Here is a 26,517-nt window from a genome sequence, read left to right as displayed (position 1 = left end):
ACATCCTCCATTCAAATCCCGTTCCCGCGTGGTTCGTGCCCGCAGGAATTTCTTGTTGAGGTCAGGATACTGCCTGAGGCCCGACTTCGGTAGGATTCACGCACATGATGAATAGGACAAAAGCACAAGGCTATTGTCTAAGTTGTGCGATGCAAAAGGGCTGGGCGAGTTTCAGGATTGCGGTGCGTGGCCCGCGCGCCATTCGCGCGGGGTAATGCCGAAACGCTTGCGGAACTGGCGGGAGAAATAACCGGGATCGAGGAAGCCGTTGCGATAGGCGATCTCCGCGATGGAGAGGCTGTGGGTGCGGGGGTCCGACAGCATGTCGCCTGCCCGTTCCAGACGGGTGGCGTTGAGTTCCTGTACGAAACTGGTGCCGCTTCCGGCCAGCAGGGTCTGGAGATAGCTTTTCGAAATGCCGCAATCGGCCGCCACCCGGTCAGGCGAGAGATCAGGCGAGGCATAGTCGTTTTCGATCCGACGCAGGATCAACCGGGCAAGCTGGCCGCGATGGCGATGCTTGGGGCTGCTGCTCTCGCCCGCCTCGTTAACGCCGGTCGCCAGCGCCAGCAGATTGCCGATCTGCTCCGCGATCAGGGGCCGGGGCAGGGTGGTGGTCTTGAGCCGTGTCACAAGGCATTCCAGCAGCGCGCCCAGCGGCGCGCCCCAGCCTTCGTGGCCGTCCATCGGCCGGGCTAGATGTGTGCCCACGTCGGGTAGATATCGCTCCAGCCAGTTCTGCGGCATCATCAGGTCCAGCGCTCGATGCTCCGTATCCATCTCCATCTGGTAGAAACGGGTATTGTCCAGCAGCACGAACTGCCCGGCCGCCAGGGTGAAGCGCCTGCCGCCCATGGATGTCTTCATGTCGCCCTGCAGCGAATAGACCAGCTGGATGGAGGGCGTGGCGCGCATGGCGGCACCTTCCGCGCCGGTGTGGGTCACGCGCTGGGCAGGGGCGTGGAGCTGAAGCAGGCGCAACTGCCCGATGCCGTGGCTCACCCAACGGGCAGCGAAACTGTCTGGATCGAAAACGGTGACTTCGATCGGCGCGATGGTGCTGGCGGCCCAGTTTCGCCACTGGTCGATGGCGTCGCGCTTGGCGAGGCCGGAAGAGCTCCACTCCCTGTCGTCGTCGGCTTGGCGGTCACGCTCGGTCACACAGGCCTTATGGCACAGGTGCCGGCGGCCGGTCACGGGAGTCTGCAAGTGGTTTCGGGATCGGACATTCAGGAAGGTGGGACCGGGAGACGAAGGGGGCCGTCTCCCGGTCCATACCGTTCGTCCCCTCCCGCCCTTATGGCGCCCGGCCTGCATGTCATGCTGCAAGTCCGTGGTGCGCGGCGATGTTCTCATCGAACGGCTGATCTGCGATCCCGAAAGGCCCTGGGGCAACTTTCGACACGGAGGATAGTGCAACTACATTCGTATTCGGAAGGACTCACGCGCACCGGAATGTGGATATTTGCGCATGCGTATTTGTCCATTTAATCGAATGATTAGCCCATTTCGCGCCAAGCGCGCGGTGTCGCGTTGAAGCGTTTGCGGAACTGGCGGGCGAAATAGCCGGGGTCTAGAAACCCGCAGCGAAACGCCACTTCGGCAACGGAAAGCGAGCGAGAAGGCGGGTCGGTCAGCAAGGCGCTTGCCTTGTCGAGCCGCACGGCATTCAGCTCTCGCACGAAGCTTGTGCCCGAATTGGTGAGCAGCGCCTGCAAATAGCGCTTGGAGATTCGCAGATCTGCCGCCACCCGCTCGGGCGTCAGTTCCGGGTCTGCGTAATCGCTCTCGATCCGGCGCATGATCTGCTGGGCCAGCCTTGTGCTGGGGCGGACGGAAACCGGCTCCTTTACGCCCAGCGCCAGCGCCACCAGATTGCCGAGCTGTTCGGCCACCATGGTGCGAGGCATAGGGCAATTGTCGCCCTCGCGCGCGATGGTGAGGAGCATAGCAGCCAGCGGCGGCGCCCAGCCCATGTCCATCTGCAGTGGCTTGCCGATATGTGACAAGGGGTTGGGCAGGAACTGTTCCAGCCAGGGCAGGGGCATGATCAGATCGAGCGCTTCATGCTCGGTATACATATCCAGTTCGAAGCGGTTGCTGTTGTCGATCAGCGCGAACTGGCCGGGCTCCACATGGAAGTCATGCCCTTCGGCGCGGGCGTGGAAGGGGCCGCGGATCGAATAGATCAGATGGATGAGATGATCGGCGGCCGCGAGTTCCTGAACGATCTCGCGATGGACGACCTTTTGCGCGGGCGCCACGAGGTGGAGCAGGCGAAGCTGCCCCACGCCGCGACTGATCAATCGTGCGGCAAAACGCTCCGTCCCGTGGAGCGTGATGTCTACCGGGGACTCGGTCCGCTCGGCAAAATGTTGACGCCACCGTGCTTCGGCCTCCTCGGGAGACAATCCTTCCGAGGACCATTCCTTGCCCTGCGGCAGCAGGGCTCCCGGCTGGGTCAGAGGCCGCGTCACTGGGCCTTTCCGGGAAATCCGGCGGGGATCAGCCCGCCTTCATTCCTTCGGTGATGCGCTGTGTTTCCGTGCTGGTCGAGGCCGGGCCGGTATTGCGCTTGTGAATGCCGCCTGCGCCCTGAGGAGCGAACAGTTCGGGATCGCCGTCGCGCTGTTTCAGACCGAACAGCGGGAACAGGCCGGGATGACGGCCAAGGCCGCCGTAAAGGTCCAGACAGCGTTCGATCCAGTCGCGCAGTGGGTCGTCGTCGGCAAAGACCGGGCTGGTCTGGCAGACGGACGCAGTGAACAGGATGGAACCCATGATGCGGAAGTCCGCGTAATTGGGCTGCGATCCACCCAGCCACTTACTTTCGCGCAGCGCGATACGCAGCGGCTCAAGATCGGCGGAAATCTGAGGCAGGCGGTCTTCATAACCGGCCTGCATGTCTTCCAGCTTCATGCCCAGCATGATTTCACGCGAATGCGTGATGTATTCATGGTCTTCCTGGTTCGCCAGATTGCGGTAATTCGCGCAGAAGCAGCGCATCCACGGGCCGGTGGCGACCTTCCAGAACCATGCGTCCAGCGCGCGGGTGACCGTGGCGACGCTTTCATGCGGGATCAGAGTGGGGCGGGTGGGATATTCGGCATCGAGATATTCCACGATGCCCCAGCTATCGAGCACCCAGGTGCCGTCATCCACGATGGCGGGCAGGCGTTCGGTCTTGCCGCCGGTACGTTCCAGAATCTTGGTGAAGCCGCCGGGCACGACGTCGAGATCGAAGCCCTTGTGCTTGAGCGCATACTTCGTCGCCCAGACGAAGGGGCTGATAGTTGCCCCGGTGGACAGGGCAAGATCGTAGAAGGTGATCGTGTTGTTCTTGGCCAAAGTGGCTCTCCCATTGGACTCGGAGCTTGTCGACGCGCAGTGCTACGCCCGAAGGGGGCGTTTGAACACTGACTTATCGCAAATTCAGGCCTGGGCTGCCACCTGACCAACCGCATCCAGAACACGCTCCGCCCATTCGGGGCGGCAGATCAGCAGGTCCGGCATATAGGTGTCGGCCTGATTGTAGACCAACGGGCTGCCGTCGATGCGCGAACAATGCAGGCCATGTGCCTTGGCCACGGCCACGGGCGCACAGCTGTCCCACTCATACTGGCCGCCGGAATGGAGATAGATGTCGGCCTCTCCGCGGATCACGGCCATGGCCTTGGCCCCGGCGGAACCCATCGGCACCAGCACGCCATCCAGCATTTCGGCCACGGCCAGTGCTTCGGCGGCGGGGCGGGTGCGGCTGACCAGCAGGCGGGGCGCGCCGTGATGTGCTGGCAGTTCCACCGGCGCATCGCTGCGGAACACAGTGCCTTGGCCAAGCCCCGGCAAGGCAACCGCGCCAAGCGTGGCGACGCCGTCCACCGCCATGCCGACATGGACGGCCCAGTCGCTGCGTTCCTCGCCATATTCGCGGGTGCCGTCCACCGGATCGACGATCCATACGCGGGACTTGCCTTGGCGTTCCGGATTGTCCTTCTCTTCTTCGGAAAGCAGCCCATCATTCGGGCGCTGCGCACACAGGGCGTGGACCAGGAACTGGTTGGCCACCTGATCGCCCGCCTTGCCAAGGGCCTTGCCTTCGAACATTCCGCTGGTGCGCACTTCGATCAGAATGCGTCCGGCAATCTCGGCCAGATGGGCGGCAAGGTCAGCGTCGGTCATCGCGAAAGTCTCAGATCTTGGTGGCCGGGTCTTCAGGGGCTTCCACGAAGCCCCATTTGACCGAGCTCCACGCCCGTTCATGGAAGTAATAGAGGATCATCTTGGTGATCACTTCGGTCGAAGCGATCGCGCCTGCCGCCTTGGGGCTGCCGGTGAACAGCCAGGAAAGCAGGAATGTGTCGATGCTGCCAAGCACGCGCCAGCTGATGGCTTTCACCACCGACCGGCTGTGTGCCTCGCGTCCATGGAAAAGGAACATGCCCCCGTTCCTCCTCTCAGCGCGCCGTCACAGATCGGGCGTCCATACACCGAGAATGCGCTCGACGATTTCGTCGGCGGCATCTTCGGGGCTGGTTCCGGTCGTGTCGATGCGGATTTCAGGGTTCTCCGGCGCTTCATACGGGCTGTCGATGCCCGTGAAGTTCTTGAGTTCGCCGCTGCGGGCCTTTCTGTAAAGGCCCTTCACGTCGCGCTCTTCCGCCACGCTCAGCGGCGTGTCGACGAAGATCTCCACGAATTCGCCTTCCGGCAGCATGGACCGCACCATCTCACGTTCGGCGCGGAAGGGGCTGATGAAGGCGGTCAGCACGATCAGGCCGGCATCCGCCATCAACTTCGCCACTTCACCCACGCGGCGGATATTCTCGATCCGGTCCGCTTCGGTGAAGCCCAGATCCTTGTTCAGGCCGTGACGGATGTTGTCACCGTCCAGCAGGAAGCTGTGCTTGCCCAGCGCGTGGAGCTTCTTCTCCACCAGATTGGCGATGGTCGACTTGCCCGAACCGGAAAGGCCCGTGAACCACAGCACCGCAGGGCGCTGGCCCTTCAGCGTGGCATGCTGCTCTCGGCCCACTTCCAGTGCCTGCCAGTGCACGTTCTGTGCCCGGCGCAGGCTGAAGTGGATCATGCCGGCGGCAACGGTGGCATTGGTGATCTTGTCGATCAGGATGAAGCCGCCCAGCGTGCGGGAATCGCTGTAGCGTTCGAACACGATCGGGCGATCGGTCGTCACTTCCGCCACGCCGATGGAATTGAGCTGCAGCGTCTTGGCCGCCAGATGCTCCATCGTGTTGACGTTGATCTCGAACTTGGGTTCGGCCACCGTAGCGCTGACGGTCTGCGTCGCCAGCTTCAGCCAATAGCCGCGGCCGGGGATCATCGCCTCGTCATTCATCCACACGATGGTGGCTTCGAACTGGTCGGCCACTTGCGGCGGATCGTCGGCAATCGCGATCACGTCGCCTCGGCTGCAATCGACCTCGTCTTCCAGCGTGAGCGTGACGGACTGGCCGGAAACGGCCACGTCCAGCTCGCCATTCAGGGTGACGATGGATTTCACCCGGCTGGTCTTGCCCGAAGGCACGATGCGCACTTCCTTGCCGGGCGTGATCTCGCCCGAGGAAATCAGGCCGGAAAAGCCCCGGAAGTCCAGATTGGGGCGGTTGACCCATTGCACCGGCATGCGGAAGCTTTGCGCTTGCGCTGCCGTATCGGCGATTTCCACCGTCTCCAGATGGTGGATCAGGCTGGGGCCGTCATACCACGGAGTATTGGCGGAAGGCGCAGTGGTGATGTTGTCACCCTTGAAGCCGGAAATGGGGATCGGCGTGAATTCCTCGATCCCGATCTCGCGCGCGAAATCGCCATATTCCTCGACGATGGAATCGAACACTTCCTGATCGTAGCCGACCAGATCCATCTTGTTCACGGCAAGCACCAGATGGCGGATGCCGATCAAATGGGCGAGATAGGAGTGGCGCTTGGTCTGCGTCAGCACGCCCTTGCGCGCGTCGATCAGGATCACGGCGAGGTCGGCAGTGGAGGCACCCGTCACCATGTTGCGGGTATATTGTTCGTGGCCCGGCGTATCGGCCACGATGAACTTGCGCTTTTCCGTTGCGAAGAAGCGATAGGCGACGTCGATGGTGATGCCCTGTTCGCGTTCGGCGGCGAGGCCGTCCACCAGGAGGGCGAAGTCGATCTCCTGCCCCTGCGTGCCCACGCGCTTGGAGTCTGCCTCCAGCGCGGCGAGCTGATCTTCGAAGATCATCTTCGAATCGTAGAGTAGGCGCCCGATCAGGGTGGACTTGCCATCGTCCACCGACCCGCAGGTGATGAAGCGCAGCAGCGTCTTGTTCTGATGCAGATCGAGATAGGCCTCGATATTCTCGGCGATCAGGGCGTCGGTCTTGTAGACCGGTTCGAGAGCGGCAGGATCGGTCATCAGAAATACCCCTCCTGCTTCTTCTTCTCCATGGAGGCATCGCCCCCGTCCTTGTCGATCACGCGGCCCTGACGTTCGCTGGTGGTGGTCAGCAGCATTTCCTGCACCACTTCGGGCAGGGTGCTGGCCGTGCTCTCCACCGCGCCAGTCAGCGGATAGCAGCCAAGGGTGCGGAACCGGATGGAGCGCATCATCGGCTCTTCACCCGGCAGCAGCGGGAAGCGGTGATCGTCCACCATCAGCAGCAGTCCGTCACGCACCACGGTGGGGCGGGGGGCGGCCATGTAAAGGGGCACGATCTCGATCTGCTCCTTCATGATGTACTGCCAGATATCCAGCTCGGTCCAGTTGCTGATCGGGAAGACGCGAATGCTCTCGCCCTTGTTCTTGCGGGCATTGTAGAGGTTCCACAGTTCCGGGCGCTGGTTCTTCGGGTCCCACGCATGCGTGGCCGTGCGGAAGGAGAAGATGCGCTCCTTGGCGCGGCTCTTTTCCTCGTCGCGGCGAGCGCCGCCAAAGGCCGCGTCGAAGCCGTATTTGTCGAGCGCCTGCTTGAGCCCTTCCGTCTTCCACATATCCGTGTGCAGCGGGCCATGGTCGAACGGGTTGATCCCGCGCTCTTTCGCTTCGGGGTTCTGATAGACGATCAGATCCATGCCGGACTGCTCGGCCATCTTGTCGCGCAGGGCGTACATGTCCCGGAACTTCCAGGTCGTATCGACATGGAGCAGGGGGAAGGGCGGAGGCGACGGATAGAAGGCCTTCCGGGCAAGGTGCAGCATGACGGCGCTGTCCTTGCCAATCGAATAGAGCATCACCGGGTTCTGCGCTTCGGCCACGACCTCGCGCAGGATGTGAATGCTTTCGGCTTCCAGCCGATCAAGATGCGTCAGTTGCTGCATAATCGCATCGGCACATGGCTTGTGCTGCGCGCGGGAGCAAGAGCGCGGCGGGGCAGAAATTCTTTGCGGGGGGCAAACTGTGGCTAGGCGGCTGGCCCCGCGAGCAACCCCGTGCCGCCGGCCAGATCACCGGCCGGTGAACTTGGCAGGGCGCTTTTCGGCAAAGGCGGCCATGCCTTCCTTCTGGTCTTCCGTGCCGAACAGCCCGGCGAACAGCCGCCGTTCGAAGGAGAGGCCCTGGCTGAGCGGCGTCTCGAAAGCGGCATCGACCATTTCCTTGCAGGCCATGGCAGCGAGCGGCGGCATGGCCGCGATCCTTGCCGCGACCTTCATGGCCTCGGTCAGTAGTTCGTCAGCGGGGACCACCCGAGCGACGAGGCCCGCGCTTTCCGCCTCGGTCGCATCCATCATCCGCCCGGTCAGGCACATCTCCATCGCCTTGGCCTTGCCGACAGCGCGGGTCAGGCGCTGCGATCCGCCCATGCCGGGCGTAATGCCGAGCGTGATTTCCGGCTGGCCGAATTTCGCGCTGTCGGCCGCGAGAATGAAATCCGCCATCATCGCCAGCTCGCAGCCACCGCCCAGCGCATAGCCCGCCACAGCGGCAATCCATGGCTTGCGGGTGGCGACCACGCGGTCATAGCCCGCGAAAAGGTCCGCCCCGAACATGTCGGCAAAACCCTTGGACGACATTTCCTTGATGTCCGCCCCGGCAGCAAAGGCTTTCTCGCTGCCCGTCAGGACGAGGCAGCGCTGGCCAGCGTCAGCCTCATAGGCAGCAAAGGCCGCAACCAGATCGGCCAGCACCTGGCTGTTGAGGGCATTGAGCGCCTGCGGCCGGTTCAGCGTCACCAGCGTGACCGCGTCCCGTTGTTCGACAAGGATGGTCTCATATTCGGCCAAGGCTGTTCTCCGTTCAGGTCAGCGGCGCCCACTCTTCCCCTTCTGGGAGAGGGGCGAAGATCGCGTCCAGTTTCGCTTCGCTTATGCCTTCGGGCGTGGCGGGATTCCAGCGCGGCGCATTGTCCTTGTCCACCAGCACGGCGCGGACGCCTTCGGCAAAGTCCGGCTCGGCGATCATGCGCGCGGCGAGGCGATATTCGATGCGCATTTCCTCGGTGAAATCCGAAAGGGCCTTCGCCTGCGCGATTTGCCGCAGGGCGACCTTCATGGTCAGCGGGCTTCTGGAGCGCAGTGTGGCCAGTTCCTTGCCCGCCCATTTCGAATCGTCCGCCTCCAGCGCGGCGAAGATGTCTTCCAGCCGGTCAGACGCGAAGAAACGGTCGATATTCGCCGCATTGCGGGTGAGGCGCGCCTCGGGCGGTTCGGTCGAAAGCTCATCGAGGATTGCGGCGATGGAATCCGGGGCGGCGATGATCCGGGCCTTGGCCTCTGCCAGTGCTTCGGAGGGCAGGTAATGCGTGGCAAGCCCCGCCCAGAGGCATTCCGCCCCATCCAGCCGCGCACCGGTCAGCGCCAGAAACGGCCCGATCCTTCCCGGCAGGCGGGAGAGATACCAGCCCGCCCCGACATCGGGGAACAGGCCGATGGCCCCTTCCGGCATGGCAAACAGGGTATTCTCGGTCGCCACTCGGAATTGCGCGGGCATGGCGATGCCCACTCCGCCACCCATGGTGATCCCGTCCATGAAGGCGACCACGGGCTTCCGGTAAGTGAACAGCAAATGGTTGAGCCGGTACTCCTCATGGAAGAAGGCACGCCCTTCCGCTCCGCCATCCTCCAGCACCGAGCGGCGCACGGCGGCCACATCGCCCCCGGCGCAGAAGCCCCGGCCTTCCGCGTGATCGATCAGCACTGCCTGCACGGCGGGATCGTTGCGCCATTCCAGCAGCACGCGCTGCATCGCCTCGACCATGTCGAGCGTCAGCGCATTGATGGCACGCGGGCGGGCGAGGGACAGGTGCCCCACGCCGCCATGGATGTGGTGGTGGATATTCTCGCTCATCGTCCGAGCGATAGCGGGCCTGTCAGGTGCAGGAAACCCGCTCGATCACCATGTCGTCATCATAGCTGACGGTCAGCCGATCCGGCCGGAAGTCCATGGTGACGGCGGTGCGAGGCGGAACCCAGCGCAGGGTGCGCGCTCCGGTGGCCGCGATCAGTGCCGCGCCGGTTTCGGCCGTGGCCTTCTGCCCGACAAAGGCCTGCCCGGCCTCTGCCTTGCATTCGCCTTCCGCACGGCTGGGCGGGGATGGTTCCTCCGCACCGGTGGTTGCGCAAGCGGACAGGGCGAGCGCCCCTGCGAGAGGGGCGAGAATTGCGGAATGTCGCTTCATCGGGAAACTCCTCCTAGGCGCAGCGGTTATAGGTGAGCGGCTGGGGCATGGCACCTTCGCCATGTTCGACGCGGACCAGCTGCTTGCCGCTCGCATCCAGCGTGAGTTCTTCCTCGCGCGCCCAGCTCATGCCTTCGCCCGTATAGGCGAAACTGGCCAGAAGCCGGTTGTTGTCTCCTTCCTTCACCGTGTCGAGCGTGCCGACCGATTCGTAGAAGGTGAGCTTTTCAGGCCCGATCACCAGCAGCCCCTTGGCGTCGCCGCGGGTGGAAGTGCAGTCGGCCGGGACCAGCCCCCAGCGGCCCTGCATCGCTGCGGGAATCGCATCCGGCAGGGCAGGGGTTTCGATGCTGGCCGACGGCGCCGGGGTGGTGGCCGGGGCTTCGCTCTGCGGTGCTGCCGTGTCGTTCGTCTCGTCGGAACTGCCGCATGCGGAAAGCGCAAGGGCGGCAAGGCTGGCGGTAAAGGCAGCGGTAAGGCGGGGTGTCATGGCATTCTCCCATCTGTTCCCGGGGTGCATATATTCTGCAATATCAACGCCCGATGTACCCAACCTTTCCGCTGCCGGGCTCAGCTCAGCCCTCCAGAACTACCGCTTCGGCTTCAATCTCCACCTTATATTCCGGCCGATAGAGCGCATTGATCGCCACCAACGTGCCGGTGGGGCAAGTGGCCTTGAGGTGTTTGGAAAAGGCCGCGCTTACGGCATCGGCGTCGGCAATGTCGGTCACGAACATGCGCACGCGCACCACATCGGCCATGGTTCCGCCCAGTTCTGCGATATATTCCGCGAACAGTCCGAAGATGCGATCCGCCTGATCCCCGGCTTCTGCGGCAGGGGGCATCCGGTCGTCGATCGTGCCGGCGATGATGATCCGGTCCCCCACGCGCAGCGCGCGGGTGAAGCCCGTCTGTTCCTCGAATTTCGAACGGGGCGCGATTCGCTGGCGGGTGGTCATGGTCTGGTTCCTCTCCATTTGATGTTTCGCTTCCCTATCGCCGAACGGGGCGGGCTGCGCCAGAGGCGCGGCGGGTGGGGCCGGAGTGAGAGGCGGGGCCTGCGAAAGTTGACTCCGTCCACGGATTGGGGAATCGCGCTCGCTCGTTTTCCCGCAAGGGGCGTGCAAGTACAGGAGAAGGCCAGATGGGCCTCCAGGTAAATCCGATTCTGCCGAAGTTCGGCGCCGAATGTTCCGGCCTCGACATCACCCGTCCGCTCTCGCCCGAAGAGCTGAAGGAAGTGACCGATGCCATGGATAAATTCGGTGTGTGCGTCTATCGCGACACCGGCCTGACCGACGAGCAGCATGTCGAGTTCAGCCGCAATTTCGGCTATCTGGAACGCGTTCCTGCCCGCGAAGGCATGAAGATGCGCCTGCCCTTCCGCGAGCTGTTCGATGCGTCGAATCTCAATCTGGAAGGCGAGATCACGCAGGATCCGGCCGCTATCCAGTATCGCAAGGGCGATCGCCTGTGGCACACGGACAGCGCGTTCATGGAAAAGCGCACGTCCTATTCGCTGCTGCTGGCCCATCAGGTGCCGGGTGAAGGCGGCGAGACGTGGTTTGCCGATACCCGCACCGCCTATGACGACCTGCCCGAGGACATGAAGGAATTCCTCGAGGACAAGGTGGGTGTGAATTCCCTGTGGTGGAGCCGCATGAAGGCCGGTGCCGAAATCGCCGAGGAAGAGATCGACGCCCGCCCCAAGGCACGCCACCCGCTGGTCCACACCCATAAGGGTTCCGGCCGCAAGGCACTGTTCATCGCCGCCCACACGATGGACATTGAAGGCATGGACAAGGATGAGGGGCGCTCGCTCATCAAGCAATTGATCGAGCACTGCACCCAGCCGCAATATATCTTCAGCGTGAAGTGGAATGCGGGCGATCTGGTGATCTGGGACAATCTGTGCACCATGCATCGCGGCGGCGAGTTCGATTACGAACACGAAAAGCGCGACATGCGCCGCACCACCGTGCGCGAAGGGACCGAGCCGCACACGATGGAAACGGGCGACGATCCCTTTGCCGAACTGTTTTCCAGCACGCCCAAGACGGTGGACATCGTCGGCGCTCGCGAAGGCGGGCGCTGAGCGGGGCGAACCTGCCGTTCGAGGCAATGTCTCCGTTTCGGACGAGACTGGTTCCAACCCTGATTGCCATTCTATCTCCCCGCATGAATTAGCAGAATTTGGTCGCCACTGCGGGGCGGCTTAATTCTGTCACCAGCTCATGGGGGGCGTATGGGGCGTCGCGGCGCGATTGCGATTTTTGGTTCGGCACTGCTTGTATCGGCATGCGGAGGCGGTGGCGGAACGAATTCCACGCCTAATCCGCCCGGTGGCGGCGGCAGTTCGGGCGGCGGAGGCGGATCGAGCTTCCCAAGCAGCGCCAATGCGGACCTCGTCACCCTTTCGAAGAATGAGAGCTTCACCAACGATTCCGTCCAGGCGAAGGGGCGCTTCACGCTTGACGGGCTGACTTCGTCTTCAACTTCGCGGAGCGGCCTGACGATCGATTACGATGCGTCTGCAAAGAGTTACCGCCTTTCCGGTGGCGGCAAGACCACCACTTTCCTTCAGTCGGATATCGATCAGGCGAACAGTGGCGGTGGTGTCGTCCTGATGGTGAAGGAAAATGGCGACACGATACAGACCCTGTCACGGGTGGATAATTCCGCCCCGGTCGCGTCGACGCGCTACGTCACATCTGCCCTGTGGCAATATGTGGTCGAGAACAGCAGCTCAGTCGATTACAGCGTTTCTGTCGCCACTTACGGCGTTGAAACCCCCAATGCCTCCCTGCCCCGGACGGGTGCGGCCGACTATGCGATCCTGGTCAACGGGGTTCTGCTTTATGGCCAGCCCTGGGCCTATGGTGGATCGGGCAACCTCACGGTCGATTTCGCGACTGGCAAGTTGGCCGGGGACGGCAAGATGTATGAGTTCGATCCGGTCGGCGGGACGAAGTCCGGAGATTATGACTTCTTCCTCACTGCAACGCTTTCCGGCAGCGGCAACAGTTTCAGCGGTGAATTCGGTTATAATTATTTCGAAGCCATGCGCGGGACGATTGCCGGGCGCTTCTATGGCCCGAATGCGGATGAAGTCGGTGCGACCTGGGAAGTCCGCCCTCAATCGAATTCGACCGCAGTGGGCGTGGGTGCGATTACCGGCGTAAAGAGTGGGAACAGCTCTGCCGCCTTCGCGAAGTTGGCCGATCTGACCGGTCGCTTCGATCTTCCGTCGACCTTCGCCAACTCGGGCTATTATGGGCCGAAGGGAATGAGGTTCGATCTCGATGCCAAGACCTATGGCATAATCGGGCCTGCCGGCAACGTGGTCCAGACCTTCCGCGCGGCCGATCGTTTTTCCGATCCTGATTTTGCCGCTTTCGACAGTTTCAGTTCATCGAATGACGATGTGCTGCGGATGTTCAAATGGGGGGATGCCAACCCGGAGGTGAAGCTGACTTACAGCAGCTTTGCCATTTACGAGCATGATACGCCGGATGTCCCGTCAACGCGCCAGTCCGACTATATCGTCTATGGGCTTTTTACGCAGCCCAATCTCCTGCCCCACACCGGTTCGGCGACTTACAGGGGTTCGATCTACGGCAATGCAAGCGACACGAACGGCAAGGATGCCAATCTTTATGCATTGAGCGGGCAGGGTACATTCACGGTCGACTTTTCCAGCGGTTCTATCTCGGGCGGTCTTTCTTCCGTGGTGGGCCGGGATGCGGACACGAATGCAACCAAAAACTTCGGCAATTTCACTGGTTACGGATCGCTGGACTCGGCGAACCGCTCGATATTCACGCTTTCGATGGATTATAACCACGACATCGTTCGGCCATTGGCAGGGTCGATGAGAGGCGGGCTTTTCGGGCCGGGCGCGACCGAGATGGTGGGTGCGTTCGGTATCACTTGGCAGGCACCGGATGCCACCAACACCTGGGACTTCCCCTATTATTCGGTCAATGGAGTATTCGTCGGGAAGTGAGTTTGGGCAGGGCCGAAGCTTTTCGGCGGCCTAATCCAGTTCCAGGATCACGGCATCGACTGCCAGACTGGCGCCGATGGCGGCGTTTATCTGCTTGATTGTACCTGATTTTTCGGCGCGGAGGATGTTTTCCATCTTCATTGCCTCCACCGTGGCGAGGGGCTGGCCGGGTTCGACGGCCTGCCCTTCAACCACATGTAAAGCCACGAGAAGTCCGGGCATCGGGCAAATCAGCAGGCGCGAAAGGTCGGGCGCTTCCTTCTCGATCATATGTGCGCTCAAGGCGGCATAACGGGCGTTCAGCGTGCGCACAAAGCGACTGAACCCGCGCGTAGACAGCACATAACCGAGCCTTTGGGGGGCGACCTGAACGGTCAGCGGCTCGCCATCCAGTTCGGCAAGGATGATCCGGTCCCCCGGCGTATATTCGAAGGCCACGTCCACCGGCTGGCCATCCACGGTGATCGCATCTTCCTCGATGCTGACCGCATGATCCTGCCCGTCGATGCTCACCTGCCAGTCACCCGGAGGGGCGGGTGGGCCGTTGAGTTGCCCGGCGATCCGGCGCGCCCGGTCCGCATTGATCGTGGCGATCGTGCCCGCAATAGCGGCAAGGGCGCGCAGCAATTCGGGCGAGGCCGGGGCGCCGGTGAAACCTTCGGGATATTCCTCGGCGATGAAGCCCGTGGTCAGTTCGCCCGCACGGAAGCGGGGGTGCTGCATCAGGGCAGAGAGGAAGTGGAGATTGTTGCCCGGCCCTTCGATGCGGAAGGCGTCCAGCGCCTGCACCTGCAGGTCCGCCGCCTCGTCCCGCGTGGGAGCCCAGGTAATCAGCTTGGCGATCATGGGATCGTAGAAGATCGAGACTTCGCCGCCTTCGGCAACGCCATCGTCGATCCGCACATAACCCTGTTCCTCCCCGGCACGGGGAGGGGGAGGAACGTAGTGCACCAGCCGCCCGGTGCTGGGCAGGAAGGCGCGATAGGGATCTTCGGCATAGACGCGGTTCTCGATGGCCCAGCCGTCGATCCCGATGTCTTGCTGCGTGAAGGGCAGGGCCTCGCCCGCCGCAACGCGGATCATCTGTTCCACCAGATCGATCCCGGTGATCGCCTCGGTAACGGGGTGTTCCACCTGCAGACGAGTGTTCATTTCGAGGAAATAGAAGCTCTCGCCAGTCGGGTCCGCGCCGCTGACGATCAGTTCCACCGTGCCTGCCGAATGATAGCCTACCGCCCGCGCCAGCGCGACGGCCTGCGCCCCCATGCGGGCGCGCATTTCCGGCGTCACGAAGGGCGAAGGGGCTTCCTCCACCACCTTCTGGTGGCGGCGCTGGATGGAGCATTCACGCTCGTTCAGGTGGACGATATTGCCATGACGGTCGCCCAGAACCTGGATTTCGATATGGCGCGGGCTTTCGATGAATTTCTCGATGAAGACGCGGTCATCCCCGAAGGAGTTGAGGCCCTCGCGCTTCACGCTTTCGAAGCCTTCGCGCACGTCCTGTTCGGACCATGCAAGGCGCATCCCCTTGCCGCCCCCGCCCGCGCTGGCCTTCATCATCACCGGATAGGTAATCTCGCCCGCAATGCGGACGGCGTGTTCCGTATCCTCGATCTCGCCGACGAAGCCGGGGACGACATTCACGCCTGCCTTGAGCGCCAGCTTCTTGCTCTCGATCTTGTCGCCCATGGCCGCGATGGCATTGGGGGGCGGGCCGATAAAGGCGATCCCTTCCGCCTCCAGCGCCTCCACGAAGCTCGCTCTCTCGGACAGAAAGCCATAGCCCGGATGGACCGCCTCGGCCCCGGTGGCCTTGCAGGCGGCGATGATCCTGTCGGGCAGGAGATAGCTCTGCGCGGCGGGGGAGGGGCCGATATGCACCGCCTCATCCGCCAGCTTCACATGCGGGCTGCGCGCATCGGCATCGGAATAGACCGCCACCGTGGCGATCCCCATGCGCCGCGCGGTGCGGATGATCCGGCAGGCGATCTCGCCGCGATTGGCGATCAGGATCTTGGAGAACATGGAACCTCGAATCCGTATTCGGGAGGCGGCGCTTGTTCAGGCGGGAACAGGAACTGCAGCGCAGCGGGCGTCATCGCATGATAGATCGTCGCATGGCCATAGGCCGTTTGCGGGGCATGACAGGCAGAGCCGGGCAGCAGCGCCGCAAAGCGATCGGCGACCGCTGCCATTTCCCCGCCCTCGTTTTCGGTCACCAGGGCGAGCGGGGGACGAATATCGCTTCCGCGCAGCAATTGCGGCGCCAGCCGGGTGAGCTTTTCATGGTCCCACCACAGGCTGGGAGAGATCGCTACATAGCGGGTGAACAGGCGCGGCTGGCGCAGCCAGGTCTCCAGAACGAACAGACCGGCCAGCGATTCCCCGATCACCCCGCTCTCGCCGTTGGTGCGATAATGGCTCTCGACGAAGGGAACGACCTCGTCGCCGAGGAAGCGGCGGAATTGCTCCGACTGGCCGGCGGTCGGATAGGTGGCGAGCAAGTCGGGGTCGCTGGTCGGCCCGGTCAGTTCGGCCCGGCGATCGACGGATTGGATCCCGACGACGATCGCATCGCGCGAACGGCCCCACATGGCGTCGAGGCGCATCGCCCCGGTCACGGTCAGGAAATCCTGATCCACTCCGCCATCGAGCAGATAGAGGACCGGATAGGTCTTTCCTTCCTCCGCGTAATCCGGGGGCAGCGAGACGTTGATTGTCCGCTTCGTGCCCATCACCGCGGAATCGAGGACGCGGCTCTCGCCGATGACGATGGGAGTTGCCGCGGACGTTGCCGGCGGCTCCTGCGCCGCGCAGGCTGTGGAGGCAACCGCAAGCAGGATCGCGATGGGCAGGCGCCTCATTCCGCCAAGTCCGCTTCTTCGCCCACAGGCGGCATATTGTGCCCCAACAGCCGCAGCATATCCGCAGCGCATTCGACCACATTGCTGCCCGGCCCGTAAATCCTCTTAACGCATGTCTCGTGCAGGAAATCGCAATCCTGCGGCGGGATCACGCCGCGATTTGCGATGAGGATTTTGGTGAACATCTTTATCGTCTTTCGCGGCGCTGGAAGTGGAGGAGGTCGTATTCTAATTCCTCGTTGAAGTAGTCGTTCGTGCTTATCTCAGCACGCAGGTAGAACGTCCCTTTGTCTCCGTTCTGGGGGAAGCTAGGAAAGCCGCAATTGATCTCAGGAAAAAAGGTCAGCGATATTTTTTCTGTTTTTCCCTTCCCTTCGATCAAGATCGCGCCGCTCACGATATTGCTCTCTTTATCTCTTTCCGCTTCTCTCCAGACGCCATCGACGACGCGATCCGTATATTCGAGATAACGCTTTTGCTCCTTACGCTCCCGCTTTTCATGTTCGGGACCATAGTAGCCACAAGCCTGCGCGGGTGACGCCCCGAGCAGCACGCTGGCGGTCATGAGCATCACAAAGGGTTTCATCGACCTTCTCATTCTGGCCCCATATTGTGCCCCAACAGCCGCAGCATATCCGCCGCGCATTCGACCACATTGCTGCCCGGCCCGTAAATCCCCTGCACGCCTGCCTCGCGCAGAAAGTCGTAGTCCTGCGGCGGGATCACGCCGCCGGCCACTACCTTGATGTCGGCGCGGCCTGCCTCGCGCAGATGGCGGATCAGTTCGGGGATGAGGGTCTTGTGCCCGGCGGCAAGGCTGCTGGCGCCCACGGCGTCCACGCCTTCGGCAAGGGCGAGGGCGGCGGTTTCGGCCGGGGTCTGGAACAGGGGCCCGCTGATCACGTCGAAGCCCATGTCGGTGAAGGCACTGGCGATGACATTGGCCCCGCGATCATGCCCGTCCTGCCCCATCTTCGCGACCAGCAGACGCGGCTTGCGGCCGAGGCGCCGGGTTACCGCGGCCACGCCGTCCAGCACCTGCTGGTAGCGCGGATCATCGCCATGGGCCGGGCCGTAGATGCCGCCGACGGGTTCGGGCTGGGTGCCATAGCGGCCGAATGCTTCTTCCAGCGCGGCGGAGATTTCGCCGAGAGTGGCGCGGGCGCGGGCGGCTTCTATGGCGAGAGTGAGGAGGTTGGTTTCGTGGGGCGAGGTTGGCGCGTGGCCTTCGACAGGCTCAGGCTGAGCGGGAGTAGGAGGTAGGGTATCGCCCTGTTTCGATCCTCCCCCGCCGGGGGAGGTGGCATCGCGCAGCGATGACGGTGGGGGATTGCCTTCGGGCACACCCCCTCCACCACCCTGCGGGTGGTCCCCCTCCCCCGAGGGGGGAGGATTTTTGGCCGCATAGGTCAGCGCCGCCAGTGCTGCCCGCACCTTCGCCTCGTCCCGCCCGGCCTTTACTGCCGCAATTCGCGCAATCTGGCTTTCGCGCACGGCGTGATTGTCCACTTCCAGCGTTTCGATCCGCTGTTCCTCGGCGAGGCGATATTTGTTGACGCCTACGATCACATCCTCGCCCCGGTCCACGCGGGCCTGACGCGCGGCGGCGGCCTGTTCGATGCTGCGCTTGGGCATGCCGCTGGCGACGGCCCGGGTCATGCCGCCCATGGCGTCCACTTCGGCGATCAGCTTGCCCGCGTCCTCCACCAGAGCGGCAGTCAGCGCCTCGACATAGTAGCTCCCGCCCAAAGGATCGGCCACGCGGGTGATGCCACTTTCTTCCTGCAGGATAAGCTGGGTGTTGCGGGCGATACGGGCGGAAAAGTCGGTCGGCAGGGCCAATGCCTCGTCCAGCGCATTGGTGTGCAGGCTTTGCGTCCCGCCCAGAGTGGCGGCCAGTGCCTCCACCGTGGTGCGGATGACGTTGTTATAGGGGTCTTGCTCCTGCAAGCTGACGCCGCTGGTCTGGCAATGGGTGCGCAGCGCCTTGGACTTTTCGCTCTTTGCGCCCAGTTCTTCCATCACGCGGCACCACAGCACGCGGGCGGCGCGCAGTTTCGCCACTTCCATGAACAAATTCATGCCGATGCCGAAGAAGAAGGACAGGCGCGGGGCGAAGGCGTCTATGTCCAGCCCGGCTTCCATGGCGCGCTTCGCATATTCCTTGCCGTCGGCAATGGTGAAGCCCAGTTCCTGCACTGCCGTCGCCCCGGCCTCATGCATGTGATAGCCGCTGATCGAGATTGAATTGAATTTCGGCATCTCGGCCGAGCAGAAGGCGATGATGTCGCTCACGATCCGCATCGATGGTTCGGGCGGATAGATATAGGTGTTGCGGACCATGAACTCCTTGAGGATGTCGTTCTGGATGGTCCCGGAAAGCTGGGCGCGCGGCACGCCCTGTTCCTCGCCCGCGACGATGAAGAAGGCCATGATCGGGATCACGGCGCCATTCATCGTCATGGAAACGGACATTTCGGCCAGCGGGATGCCATCGAACAGCAGCTTCATGTCCTCGACCGTGTCGATGGCCACGCCTGCCTTGCCGACATCGCCCACAACGCGGGGGTGATCGGAATCGTAGCCGCGATGGGTGGCGAGATCGAAGGCGACCGACAGGCCTTTCTGCCCGGCGGCGAGGTTGCGGCGATAAAAGGCGTTCGATTCCTCCGCCGTGGAGAAGCCCGCATATTGCCGGATCGTCCAGGGCCGCACCGTATACATGCTGGCATAGGGGCCGCGGGTGAAGGGGGCGAAGCCGGGCACTCCGGGGTCCGCAGGCGCGTCATCGGCGGTGTAGAGCGGCTGGACGGCGATCCCTTCCGGCGTGTGCCAGGTGAGGTCTGCCCCCTTCGCTTCCTTTTCGGCGCGGGCCTGCCAGTCGGACTTATTGCTCATTCGATATTCCAGACCCGTTCGTGCCGAGCTTGTCGAAGCACAGCCCTTCTCTTCGAAGGGCAAAGCAGCCCGTGGACAGGCTCAGGGTGGACGGAATGGGAAAAATGCCGATCACCGCTTGGGCCATTCCATGATTTCGGTCAGCACGCCGCCCATGTCCCTGGGATGGAGGAAGAACACCGGGGTGCCATGCGCGCCGATGCGGGTGGGGCCGAGGATGCGCTTGCCCTGTGCCTCGAATTCCGCGCGGGCGGCGGCGATGTCGGGCACTTCGAAGGCAAGGTGGTGCTGGCCGCCTTCCGGGTTGCGCTCAAGGAATTTCGCGATGGGGGAATTCTCGCCCAGCGGCTCCAGCAGTTCGATCTGAGTGTTGGGCGTATCCACGAAGCACACGGTCACACCCTGTTCGACCATGGGGAAGGGATCGTGAATGCGAGTGGCGCCCATCGTGCCGCGCCAGAAGGCGACGGAGCGGGCAATGGATGGCGTAGCGACGCCGACGTGATTGAGCGGGCCTAGATCCATGGCCCCGAGCACTAGCGCGATGCGGGCGGGCGGGGAATGGCGAACTCGAATTCTGTCACTTTCCTTGCATGGTTCGGTTATAGGCGCGCCAGAAATACCGACCTTACGGTGGAGCGATTCGAAATGGGTTCCTTTTCCATGATGCACTGGCTGATCGTGGCCGTGGTGGTGCTGATTCTGTTCGGCCGGGGCAGGATTTCGGAAACGATGGGCGATTTCGGCAAGGGCCTGCGCAGCTTCCGCAAGGGCATGGCCGAGGATGACGACAAGCCCGCCAGCGCGCCTGTTGCGCAGATCACGGCCGAACAGGCGGATGCCGCCAAGACCGGCAGCGAAACGGCAGAGCGTAACTCGGCGGCCAATTGAGCCGATCTCGCCGGGAAGGGGCTGACAAGGCTCTCCGGCGAGCTTATTGGCAGCGGCGATGCACGCCCTGCGCACCCTGATCCTGGGCAACAGACGCACCGCCATTGTGGTGCTGCTGCTGGCCCTGTGCATGAAGGCGCTGATCCCTGCCGGCTATATGGTGGCGGGCGGATCGAAGAGCATCGCGGTTACCATCTGTAATGGCGTCGATGGCGCGCTTTCGCTCGCCACTATCGAAGTCCCGGTCAGACCCTCTCCCTTCGATGGCAAGAGCGATCACGGCAAGGGCAAGGAAGGGGGCCAGTGTTCCTTCTCCTCGCTGTCCATGGCGGCAATGGGCGGGGCAGATGCACCGTTGCTGGCGCTTGCGCTGGCTTTCATCCTGCTGCTGGGCCTGCGCCCGGCTGCGCGCCTGCCCTTCCGGCGCGCCGATTATCTCCAGCCGCCCCTGCGCGGCCCACCGGCTACCGCCTGACATTTTCGCACTGAAACGTCAGCCGTAACCGGCGCGCGCCCCTTCGTGGCCCGCCGGAACAATCCACCGAACAAGCTGTTTGCCTGCCCCGACGGGCGGCAAGCGCCCCACATTCCATCTGGAGCATATGCCATGACCTTCCGCATGAAAGGCGCCGCGGGCGCCTTCGCCCTTGCCGCCGCCCTGCTGCAGGGCTGTAATTCCGAACCCCAAAGCGAAGCCACTCAGGCAGCGGCTTCCTCCACCGAGGCGGCCGCAATCGCGATTTCCGGCGCGTGGACGCGCGAGACTGCGCCGGGCCAGTCGACCGGGGGCGGGTTCATGACCATCGCCAATCCGGGCAGCGAGGCCGACCGGCTGGTTTCGGCCACCAGCCCCGCCGCCGGGGAAGTGCAGGTCCACACCGTGTCCATGGACAATGGGGTGATGCGCATGCGCCAGCTTGAAGATGGGCTGGAGATCCCGGCGGGCGGCACGGTGGAGCTGAAACCCGGCAGCTTCCACCTGATGCTGATCGGCCTGAAGCAGCCGCTGACTGCGGGCGGCACCGTGCCGCTGGTGCTCCATTTCGAAAAGGCGGGCGATGTCGAGGTCTCGCTGGAGGTCCAGCCGGTCACTGCCACCGGTCCTGCCGGAACGGACCAGCCGATGGGCGAGATGGATCATTCCGGGATGGCCGGCCATGAAGGCTGACGAACCGCTCGAAGGCAATCCGGCCGAAGGCGCGCGGACCTTGCGCATGGTGCTTTGGCTGGCGGTGGCGCTGGCTGGGTGCCTTGCACTGGCCGCGTGGTTCGGTTCCGGCCACAAGGCACCGGAACCGGCTGCCTATGGCGACAGCGTCGGCGGCCCGTTCACGCTGGTCGCCCCGGATGGCTCCACCGTCACGCAGAAGGATTTCGCGGGCAAGCCCTATGCGATCTTCTTCGGCTTCACCCGTTGCCCGGATGTCTGCCCCACCACGCTCGCCCGCATGGCCCGCCTGCGCCAGCAACTGGGCGCGGATGGAGACAAGTTCCGCATTGTATTCGTCTCGGTGGACCCCGAGCGCGACAAGCCTGCGGACATCGGCGCCTATGTCGATCTGTTCGGCACGTCGATTGTCGGCCTGACCGGCTCTGACGAGCAGATCGCGGCAATCGTGAAGGCCTGGCATGTCTTCTACGACAAGGTGCCCCAGCCGGGCGGCGATTACACGATCGACCATACGGCTTCGGTCTTCCTGATGGACCGGGACGGCAAGCTCCAGTCGATCATCGACCACCACGAAACCGAAGCCGCCTCGCTCGCCAAGTTGCAGCGATTGGTGAGCTGAAGGCAGGTTTGGAAGTGATGCAAAAAAGCTGCGGTGCGGAAGGAAAATCGTCGCACCGCAGCATAAGTTCACGTTTGAAACCAATTCGTCAAAATAGTCACAATTCCGACGCTGAACTGACCTCTGCGTTTCAAAATCCCTCGCCAATGGCGCGCTGCAACATAAGCATGAGGGACCAAAAATGCGATTCAATCAGCTCCGTGCGGGCGTGCTCATCGGCGCCAGCCTGACTTGCCTTGCGCTGGCCAATGCCGCCCACGCCGAAGAAGCTGCCGCAGCCGCCGAAACCACCGAGACGGTCGAGAACGAAATCGTCGTCTACGGTAAGGGCGAAACCCGCCAGGTGCAGGAAATCTCGTCGGACGACATCGTCACCCTCGTGCCGGGCACCAGCCCGCTCAAGGCGATCGAGAAGCTGCCCAGCGTCAACTTCCAGTCTGCCGATCCCTTCGGCAATTACGAATGGTCGACCCGCGTCACCATCCGCAGCTTCAACCAGAACCAGCTGGGCTTCACCTTCGACGGCATTCCGCTGGGTGACATGAGCTACGGCAACCACAACGGCGTGCATATCAGCCGCGTGATCAGCCCCGAAAACGTGGGCCGCGTGGAAGTCTCGCAGGGCGCCGGCACGCTGGGCACCCAGTCGACCAACAATCTGGGCGGCACCGTGCAGACCTTTTCGCGCGATCCGGAAGACCACTTCGCCGTCGATGCCGCCGCCACTTACGGCAGCAATGACACGATGCGCGGCTTCGTGCGCGTGAATGCCGGCAGCCCCGAAGGCCCGCGCGGCTATGTCAGCTATGCCTATGGCTCGACCGACAAGTACAAGGGCAAGGGCACGCAGGACCAGCACATGGTCAACGCCAAGGTCGTGATCCCGGTGGGTCAGGCCGAAGTCGATGGCTGGCTGAGCTATTCGGACCGCCGCGAGCAGGATTATCAGGACATGTCGCTCGATATGCTTGAGCGGCTCGGTTACAGTTCGGACAACCTGTTCGGCGATTATGCGCTGGCGATCCAGCTGGCCGACGTCGCCAACAATATCGACTTCTACAACAACACCACCCAGCAGCTGGGGGCTGACGGGCTTTCGGACATCACCGGCCTGCCGCCGAGCAATCCGGCTGCCGGCAATGTCTATCCCGGCAATTACGCCAGCGTCGACGATGCCTATTACGACGCTGCCGGCCTGCGTAAGGACTTCGTGGCCTCGCTGGGCGTGAAGGCGCCGCTGGGCGATAAGGTGAACCTTTCGGTCAAGGGTTATTACCACAACAACCGCGGCATGGGCCTGTGGGCCACGCCTTACGTGCCCAGCCCGAACGGCACGCCGATCTCGGTCCGCACGACTGAATATGAAATCGACCGTGGCGGCATCTTCGGCGCGCTCGACATCGATCTGGGCAGCAATCAGGTCAGCGTCGGCGGCTGGTACGAACAGAACAAGTTCAATCAGGCCCGCCGTTTCTATGCGCTGGCAAGCCGCACCGATCCGGGCTTCTCGTTCCGCGATTATCCGGAAAATCCATTCTACACCCAGTGGGAATTCGATTTCACTACCGACACGCTGCAGTATTTCGTGGCCGACAAGATCGACCTCGGATCGCTGAAGGTGAATCTGGGCTGGAAGGGCTTCAAGGTCACCAACAAGGCTGACGCAGTGGTCCAGGCGAGCTATCCGGAAGGCAAGATCACGGCAGAAGACTGGTTCCAGCCGCATGTCGGCCTGGTCTATGAACTGACCGACAATGCCGAAGTCTTCGCCGGCTTCACCCAGTCGACCCGCGCCTATGCGTCGGCCACCACCACTGGCCCGTTCTCGACCAATCAGGCCGGTTTCGATGCCATCAAGAACACGCTGAAGCCGGAAAGCTCGGACACCTATGAAGCGGGTCTGCGCTACAACACCTCCAGCTTCAACGGCGTGGTCGGCGTCTATCTGGTGAACTTCCAGAACCGCCTGCTGTCGGTTGCCGTAGGTTCTTCGATCCAGGGCAACCCCAGCGCGCTGCAGAATGTCGGTTCGGTCCGTTCGATCGGCTTCGAAGCGGCTGGTGACCTCAAGCTGGGCAGCAATGTCTCGCTCTTCGCTTCCTACAGCTACACCGATGCGACTTATCGTGATGATGTTGTCGATGGCGACGGCAACGTGCTGGCGGCGATCAAGGGCAAGACGCTGACCGACAGCCCCGAGCACATGCTGCGCGGCGAACTGGCCTATGACGACGGTACGATCTTCGGCCGCGTCGGCCTCAACTGGATGTCGGAACGCTACTTCACTTATCTGAACGACCAGTCGGTCGATGCCCGCCTGCTGGCCGATGCCAGCCTGGGTTATCGCTTCACCGACAAGATCGAGCTGCAGCTGAACGCCACCAATCTGTTCGATAAGCAGTATATCGCGACTGTCGGTTCGGGCGGCTACGGCAATTCGGGCGACCGCCAGACCCTGCTGGTCGGCGCTCCCCGTCAGGTCTTCGTGACCGTCAAGGCCGGCTTCTGATCCGGCCGGGCGCGGCGGGGCATTCTCCGCCGTGCCTGCCCGGCCGGTTTCGGCATGGAATCGGGGCGCTTCCCTTGCGGGGGCGCCCTTTCCGTTTCACCGCCCATGACCGGCCCGGCGACTTACCAGACAAACCCAGAATTCGGAGTTCGCACCATGGCCTTCGCCGCCCCCGTCACTCGTCGCACCACTCTTGCGGGCCTTGCCGGCACCACCTTCCTGGCAACGCTGCCGTGGCGCGCGGCCGCGCATGATCTGTCCGCCAATCCCGTATTCCGCCACGGCGTGGCCAGCGGCGATCCGGATGGGACCAGCGTGGTGCTGTGGACCCGCGTAACGGCAGAGGGCACGCCCGAAGTGCGCTGGCAGCTGGCCGAAGACCTCGCCTTCGAGAAGATTGTGCAGCAGGGCACGGCAACAACCGGGGCGGATCGGGACTATACGGTGAAGCTGCTGGCCGGCGGGTTGAAGCCGGGCCGAACCTATTATTACCGCTTCCAGCTGGGCGATGCGATCTCCCCCGTGGGCCGTGCGCGCACTTTGCCCGAGGGGCCGCTTGACCGGCTGGGCATCGCGCTTGCCTCCTGCTCCAATTACCCCTTCGGCTTCTTCAACGCCTATGATGCGATCGCGCGCGATGCCGATGTCGATTTCGTGCTGCACACGGGCGACTACATTTACGAATATGGTCAGGACGGCTGGGGCGACGATGTCGGCCGCGCCATCGGCCGCCGCCACGAACCCGCGCATGAGATCGTGAGCCTGTCCGATTACCGGACCCGCCACGCCCAGTACAAGACCGACGCCGGATCGCTGGCGATGCTGGCCGCGCATACGCTGCTGGCCTGCTGGGACGATCACGAAAGTGCCAATAATCCGTGGACCGGCGGGGCGCAGAACCACCAGCCGGAAACGGAAGGGGACTGGAAGGCCCGCCGCGCGGCTTCGATCCAGGCCTATTTCGAATGGATGCCGGTGCGCGAGCCGGAATGGCTGGCGCAGAAGGGGCGCAGCCGGATGCAGTTCTGGCGCAGCTACAGCTTCGGCGATCTGGCCACGTTGTTCACGCTGGAAACCCGCCACACCGCGCGTGCGGAGCAGATCGATTATCTCGATTACGCCACCACGCTCGCCAGCTCCGACGATGCCCGCCATCTGGTGGAGGATGTAATCGGCGCGCCCGGCCGCACCATGCTGGCGCCAGAACTGGAGGCAGACCTTTCCGCCGCGCTGGAACAGTCCGTGGCGGGTGGCCAGCCATGGCGCCTGATCGGCAATCCCATGCCCATCGCGCGCACCAATGTGCCGGACGTGGTGTCACTCGGCCTGCTGGCGCAGCCTGCGGCCGATGCCTCGCTGGAGGCGCAGGCGCTGGCGTGGAAAGGCAAGTGGAACCTGCCCTTCTATCCCGACACCTGGGATGGTTACGAATGGGCGCGCGAGAGGCTCTACGATCTCAGCCGCAAGGCCGGGGCCGGGGATCTCGTGTTCCTTACCGGCGATAGCCACAGCTTCTGGGCGAACCAGCTGGCCGATGGCGCGGGCCGCCCGGCAGGGGTGGAACTGGGCACGGCAGGCATTACCTCGCCCGGCGATTTCATTTCCAGCGGCTTCGGGCCGGAATTGTCGGTGAAGCTCGATCAGGCCTTCACGGATCACAATCCTGAAGTGGTGTGGACCGACAATATGCATCAGGGCTACGTTCGCCTCGAACTGACGCGCGGTGGGGGCGAGGCGAGCTTCGTGGCGGTCGATACGATCCTGCGGCCCGATTATCGCACGCTGGTGCTCAATCGCTTCGCGCTGGCGCGCAAGGATGGGGCAGTGGTACTGCAGGGCTGACAGGTGCTGGCGCGCATTTGCGCAAGTGCCGATTGACCGGCCCGACCATGTTGTGGCACTGGCCGCCCAGACGAAGCGGGATGCGCGAAACGCGCCAACCCGATCTTCGCCC

26 protein-coding genes are annotated in these 26,517 nt (G+C 63.2%); 8 read left to right on the top strand and 18 right to left on the bottom strand.

The window, feature by feature from the left end; all coding sequences use genetic code 11:
• Positions 1 to 171: 171 nt before the first annotated feature.
• From SZ64_RS11090 to SZ64_RS11035, 12 genes are all read right to left on the bottom strand, one after another.
• A complete protein-coding gene (locus tag SZ64_RS11090; RefSeq protein WP_162225114.1) occupies positions 172 to 1,197 on the bottom strand; it encodes a helix-turn-helix domain-containing protein in 1,026 nt (341 codons plus the stop codon).
• A gap of 302 nt (positions 1,198 to 1,499) precedes the next feature.
• A complete protein-coding gene (locus SZ64_RS11085) occupies positions 1,500 to 2,477 on the bottom strand; it encodes an AraC family transcriptional regulator (RefSeq protein WP_054530883.1) in 978 nt (325 codons plus the stop codon).
• Between the two features lie 28 nt (positions 2,478 to 2,505).
• Complete coding sequence (locus SZ64_RS11080) at positions 2,506 to 3,348, bottom strand: beta-etherase (protein ID WP_054530882.1); 843 nt, start codon at positions 3,346 to 3,348, stop codon at positions 2,506 to 2,508.
• Between the two features lie 84 nt (positions 3,349 to 3,432).
• Positions 3,433 to 4,179, bottom strand: coding sequence for a 3'(2'),5'-bisphosphate nucleotidase CysQ (locus SZ64_RS11075; RefSeq protein WP_054530881.1), 747 nt, complete (start codon positions 4,177 to 4,179; stop codon positions 3,433 to 3,435).
• A gap of 10 nt (positions 4,180 to 4,189) precedes the next feature.
• Positions 4,190 to 4,438: a DUF2061 domain-containing protein gene (locus SZ64_RS11070; protein ID WP_054530880.1), complete on the bottom strand. Its 249-nt coding sequence runs from the start codon at positions 4,436 to 4,438 to the stop codon at positions 4,190 to 4,192.
• A 27-nt stretch (positions 4,439 to 4,465) separates the two neighbouring features.
• A complete protein-coding gene (gene cysN / locus SZ64_RS11065) occupies positions 4,466 to 6,403 on the bottom strand; it encodes a sulfate adenylyltransferase subunit CysN (protein WP_054530879.1) in 1,938 nt (645 codons plus the stop codon).
• A complete protein-coding gene (cysD, locus tag SZ64_RS11060) occupies positions 6,403 to 7,365 on the bottom strand; it encodes a sulfate adenylyltransferase subunit CysD (protein ID WP_277813752.1) in 963 nt (320 codons plus the stop codon). Before cysD ends, cysN begins: the two co-directional genes overlap by 1 nt.
• Positions 7,366 to 7,431: 66 nt before the next feature.
• A complete protein-coding gene (locus SZ64_RS11055) occupies positions 7,432 to 8,208 on the bottom strand; it encodes an enoyl-CoA hydratase (RefSeq protein ID WP_054530877.1) in 777 nt (258 codons plus the stop codon).
• Between the two features lie 13 nt (positions 8,209 to 8,221).
• On the bottom strand, positions 8,222 to 9,271 hold the full coding sequence (locus SZ64_RS11050) for an enoyl-CoA hydratase/isomerase family protein (protein ID WP_054530876.1): 1,050 nt from the start codon (positions 9,269 to 9,271) through the stop codon (positions 8,222 to 8,224).
• Between the two features lie 22 nt (positions 9,272 to 9,293).
• Positions 9,294 to 9,602 (bottom strand): I78 family peptidase inhibitor, encoded by a 309-nt coding sequence (locus tag SZ64_RS11045; RefSeq protein WP_054530875.1) that lies wholly within the window; start codon positions 9,600 to 9,602, stop codon positions 9,294 to 9,296.
• A 13-nt stretch (positions 9,603 to 9,615) separates the two neighbouring features.
• Complete coding sequence (locus SZ64_RS18300; RefSeq protein ID WP_082384552.1) at positions 9,616 to 10,092, bottom strand: hypothetical protein; 477 nt, start codon at positions 10,090 to 10,092, stop codon at positions 9,616 to 9,618.
• A gap of 85 nt (positions 10,093 to 10,177) precedes the next feature.
• Positions 10,178 to 10,561, bottom strand: a complete 384-nt coding sequence (locus tag SZ64_RS11035; protein WP_054532204.1) for a Rid family hydrolase — start codon at positions 10,559 to 10,561, stop codon at positions 10,178 to 10,180.
• Between the two features lie 185 nt (positions 10,562 to 10,746).
• Here SZ64_RS11035 and SZ64_RS11030 point away from each other — a divergent pair, with 185 nt between their 5' ends.
• A complete protein-coding gene (locus SZ64_RS11030; RefSeq protein ID WP_054530874.1) occupies positions 10,747 to 11,697 on the top strand; it encodes a TauD/TfdA family dioxygenase in 951 nt (316 codons plus the stop codon).
• Positions 11,698 to 11,847: 150 nt separating this feature from the next.
• The gene (locus tag SZ64_RS11025) at positions 11,848 to 13,608 is read left to right on the top strand and encodes a transferrin-binding protein-like solute binding protein (RefSeq protein ID WP_054530873.1); all 1,761 of its coding nucleotides are present in this window, start codon (positions 11,848 to 11,850) and stop codon (positions 13,606 to 13,608) included.
• Positions 13,609 to 13,638: 30 nt separating this feature from the next.
• On the opposite strand, the gene SZ64_RS11020 is transcribed toward SZ64_RS11025, so the two are convergent.
• From SZ64_RS11020 to mce, 6 genes are all read right to left on the bottom strand, one after another.
• Complete coding sequence (locus SZ64_RS11020) at positions 13,639 to 15,636, bottom strand: acetyl/propionyl/methylcrotonyl-CoA carboxylase subunit alpha (RefSeq protein ID WP_054530872.1); 1,998 nt, start codon at positions 15,634 to 15,636, stop codon at positions 13,639 to 13,641.
• A complete protein-coding gene (locus SZ64_RS11015; RefSeq protein ID WP_054530871.1) occupies positions 15,618 to 16,475 on the bottom strand; it encodes an alpha/beta hydrolase-fold protein in 858 nt (285 codons plus the stop codon). The genes SZ64_RS11020 and SZ64_RS11015 overlap by 19 nt, the downstream gene beginning before the upstream one ends.
• A complete protein-coding gene (locus tag SZ64_RS11010; RefSeq protein ID WP_054530870.1) occupies positions 16,472 to 16,660 on the bottom strand; it encodes a hypothetical protein in 189 nt (62 codons plus the stop codon). Before SZ64_RS11010 ends, SZ64_RS11015 begins: the two co-directional genes overlap by 4 nt.
• A gap of 2 nt (positions 16,661 to 16,662) precedes the next feature.
• The gene (locus SZ64_RS11005) at positions 16,663 to 17,061 is read right to left on the bottom strand and encodes a hypothetical protein (protein WP_156313624.1); all 399 of its coding nucleotides are present in this window, start codon (positions 17,059 to 17,061) and stop codon (positions 16,663 to 16,665) included.
• A gap of 8 nt (positions 17,062 to 17,069) precedes the next feature.
• A complete protein-coding gene (scpA, locus tag SZ64_RS11000; RefSeq protein WP_054530868.1) occupies positions 17,070 to 19,373 on the bottom strand; it encodes a methylmalonyl-CoA mutase in 2,304 nt (767 codons plus the stop codon).
• A gap of 111 nt (positions 19,374 to 19,484) precedes the next feature.
• Positions 19,485 to 19,898, bottom strand: coding sequence for a methylmalonyl-CoA epimerase (mce, locus tag SZ64_RS10995; RefSeq protein WP_054530867.1), 414 nt, complete (start codon positions 19,896 to 19,898; stop codon positions 19,485 to 19,487).
• Between the two features lie 123 nt (positions 19,899 to 20,021).
• Between mce and SZ64_RS10990 the strand changes: the two genes are divergently transcribed.
• The 6 genes from SZ64_RS10990 to SZ64_RS10965 all read left to right on the top strand — a co-directional run bounded on the left by SZ64_RS10990 (position 20,022) and on the right by SZ64_RS10965 (position 26,405).
• The gene (locus tag SZ64_RS10990) at positions 20,022 to 20,264 is read left to right on the top strand and encodes a twin-arginine translocase TatA/TatE family subunit (protein WP_054532203.1); all 243 of its coding nucleotides are present in this window, start codon (positions 20,022 to 20,024) and stop codon (positions 20,262 to 20,264) included.
• A gap of 58 nt (positions 20,265 to 20,322) precedes the next feature.
• Positions 20,323 to 20,739 (top strand): hypothetical protein, encoded by a 417-nt coding sequence (locus SZ64_RS10985; RefSeq protein WP_054530866.1) that lies wholly within the window; start codon positions 20,323 to 20,325, stop codon positions 20,737 to 20,739.
• A gap of 132 nt (positions 20,740 to 20,871) precedes the next feature.
• Positions 20,872 to 21,432 carry a copper chaperone PCu(A)C gene (locus SZ64_RS10980; RefSeq protein ID WP_156313623.1) on the top strand — a complete coding sequence of 187 codons (561 nt, stop codon included), beginning with the start codon at positions 20,872 to 20,874 and terminating at the stop codon, positions 21,430 to 21,432.
• The gene (locus SZ64_RS10975) at positions 21,422 to 22,054 is read left to right on the top strand and encodes an SCO family protein (RefSeq protein WP_054530865.1); all 633 of its coding nucleotides are present in this window, start codon (positions 21,422 to 21,424) and stop codon (positions 22,052 to 22,054) included. The genes SZ64_RS10980 and SZ64_RS10975 overlap by 11 nt, the downstream gene beginning before the upstream one ends.
• Before the next feature lie 181 nt (positions 22,055 to 22,235).
• Entirely contained in the window at positions 22,236 to 24,563 is a 2,328-nt protein-coding gene (locus SZ64_RS10970; RefSeq protein ID WP_054530864.1) for a TonB-dependent receptor, read from the top strand.
• A 156-nt stretch (positions 24,564 to 24,719) separates the two neighbouring features.
• The gene (locus SZ64_RS10965) at positions 24,720 to 26,405 is read left to right on the top strand and encodes an alkaline phosphatase D family protein (protein ID WP_054530863.1); all 1,686 of its coding nucleotides are present in this window, start codon (positions 24,720 to 24,722) and stop codon (positions 26,403 to 26,405) included.
• Positions 26,406 to 26,517: the final 112 nt, after the last annotated feature.

It is taken from the genome of Erythrobacter sp. SG61-1L (genome assembly GCF_001305965.1).
Taxonomy (GTDB): domain Bacteria; phylum Pseudomonadota; class Alphaproteobacteria; order Sphingomonadales; family Sphingomonadaceae; genus Andeanibacterium.
This window is presented reverse-complemented; position numbering and strand designations above follow the sequence as displayed.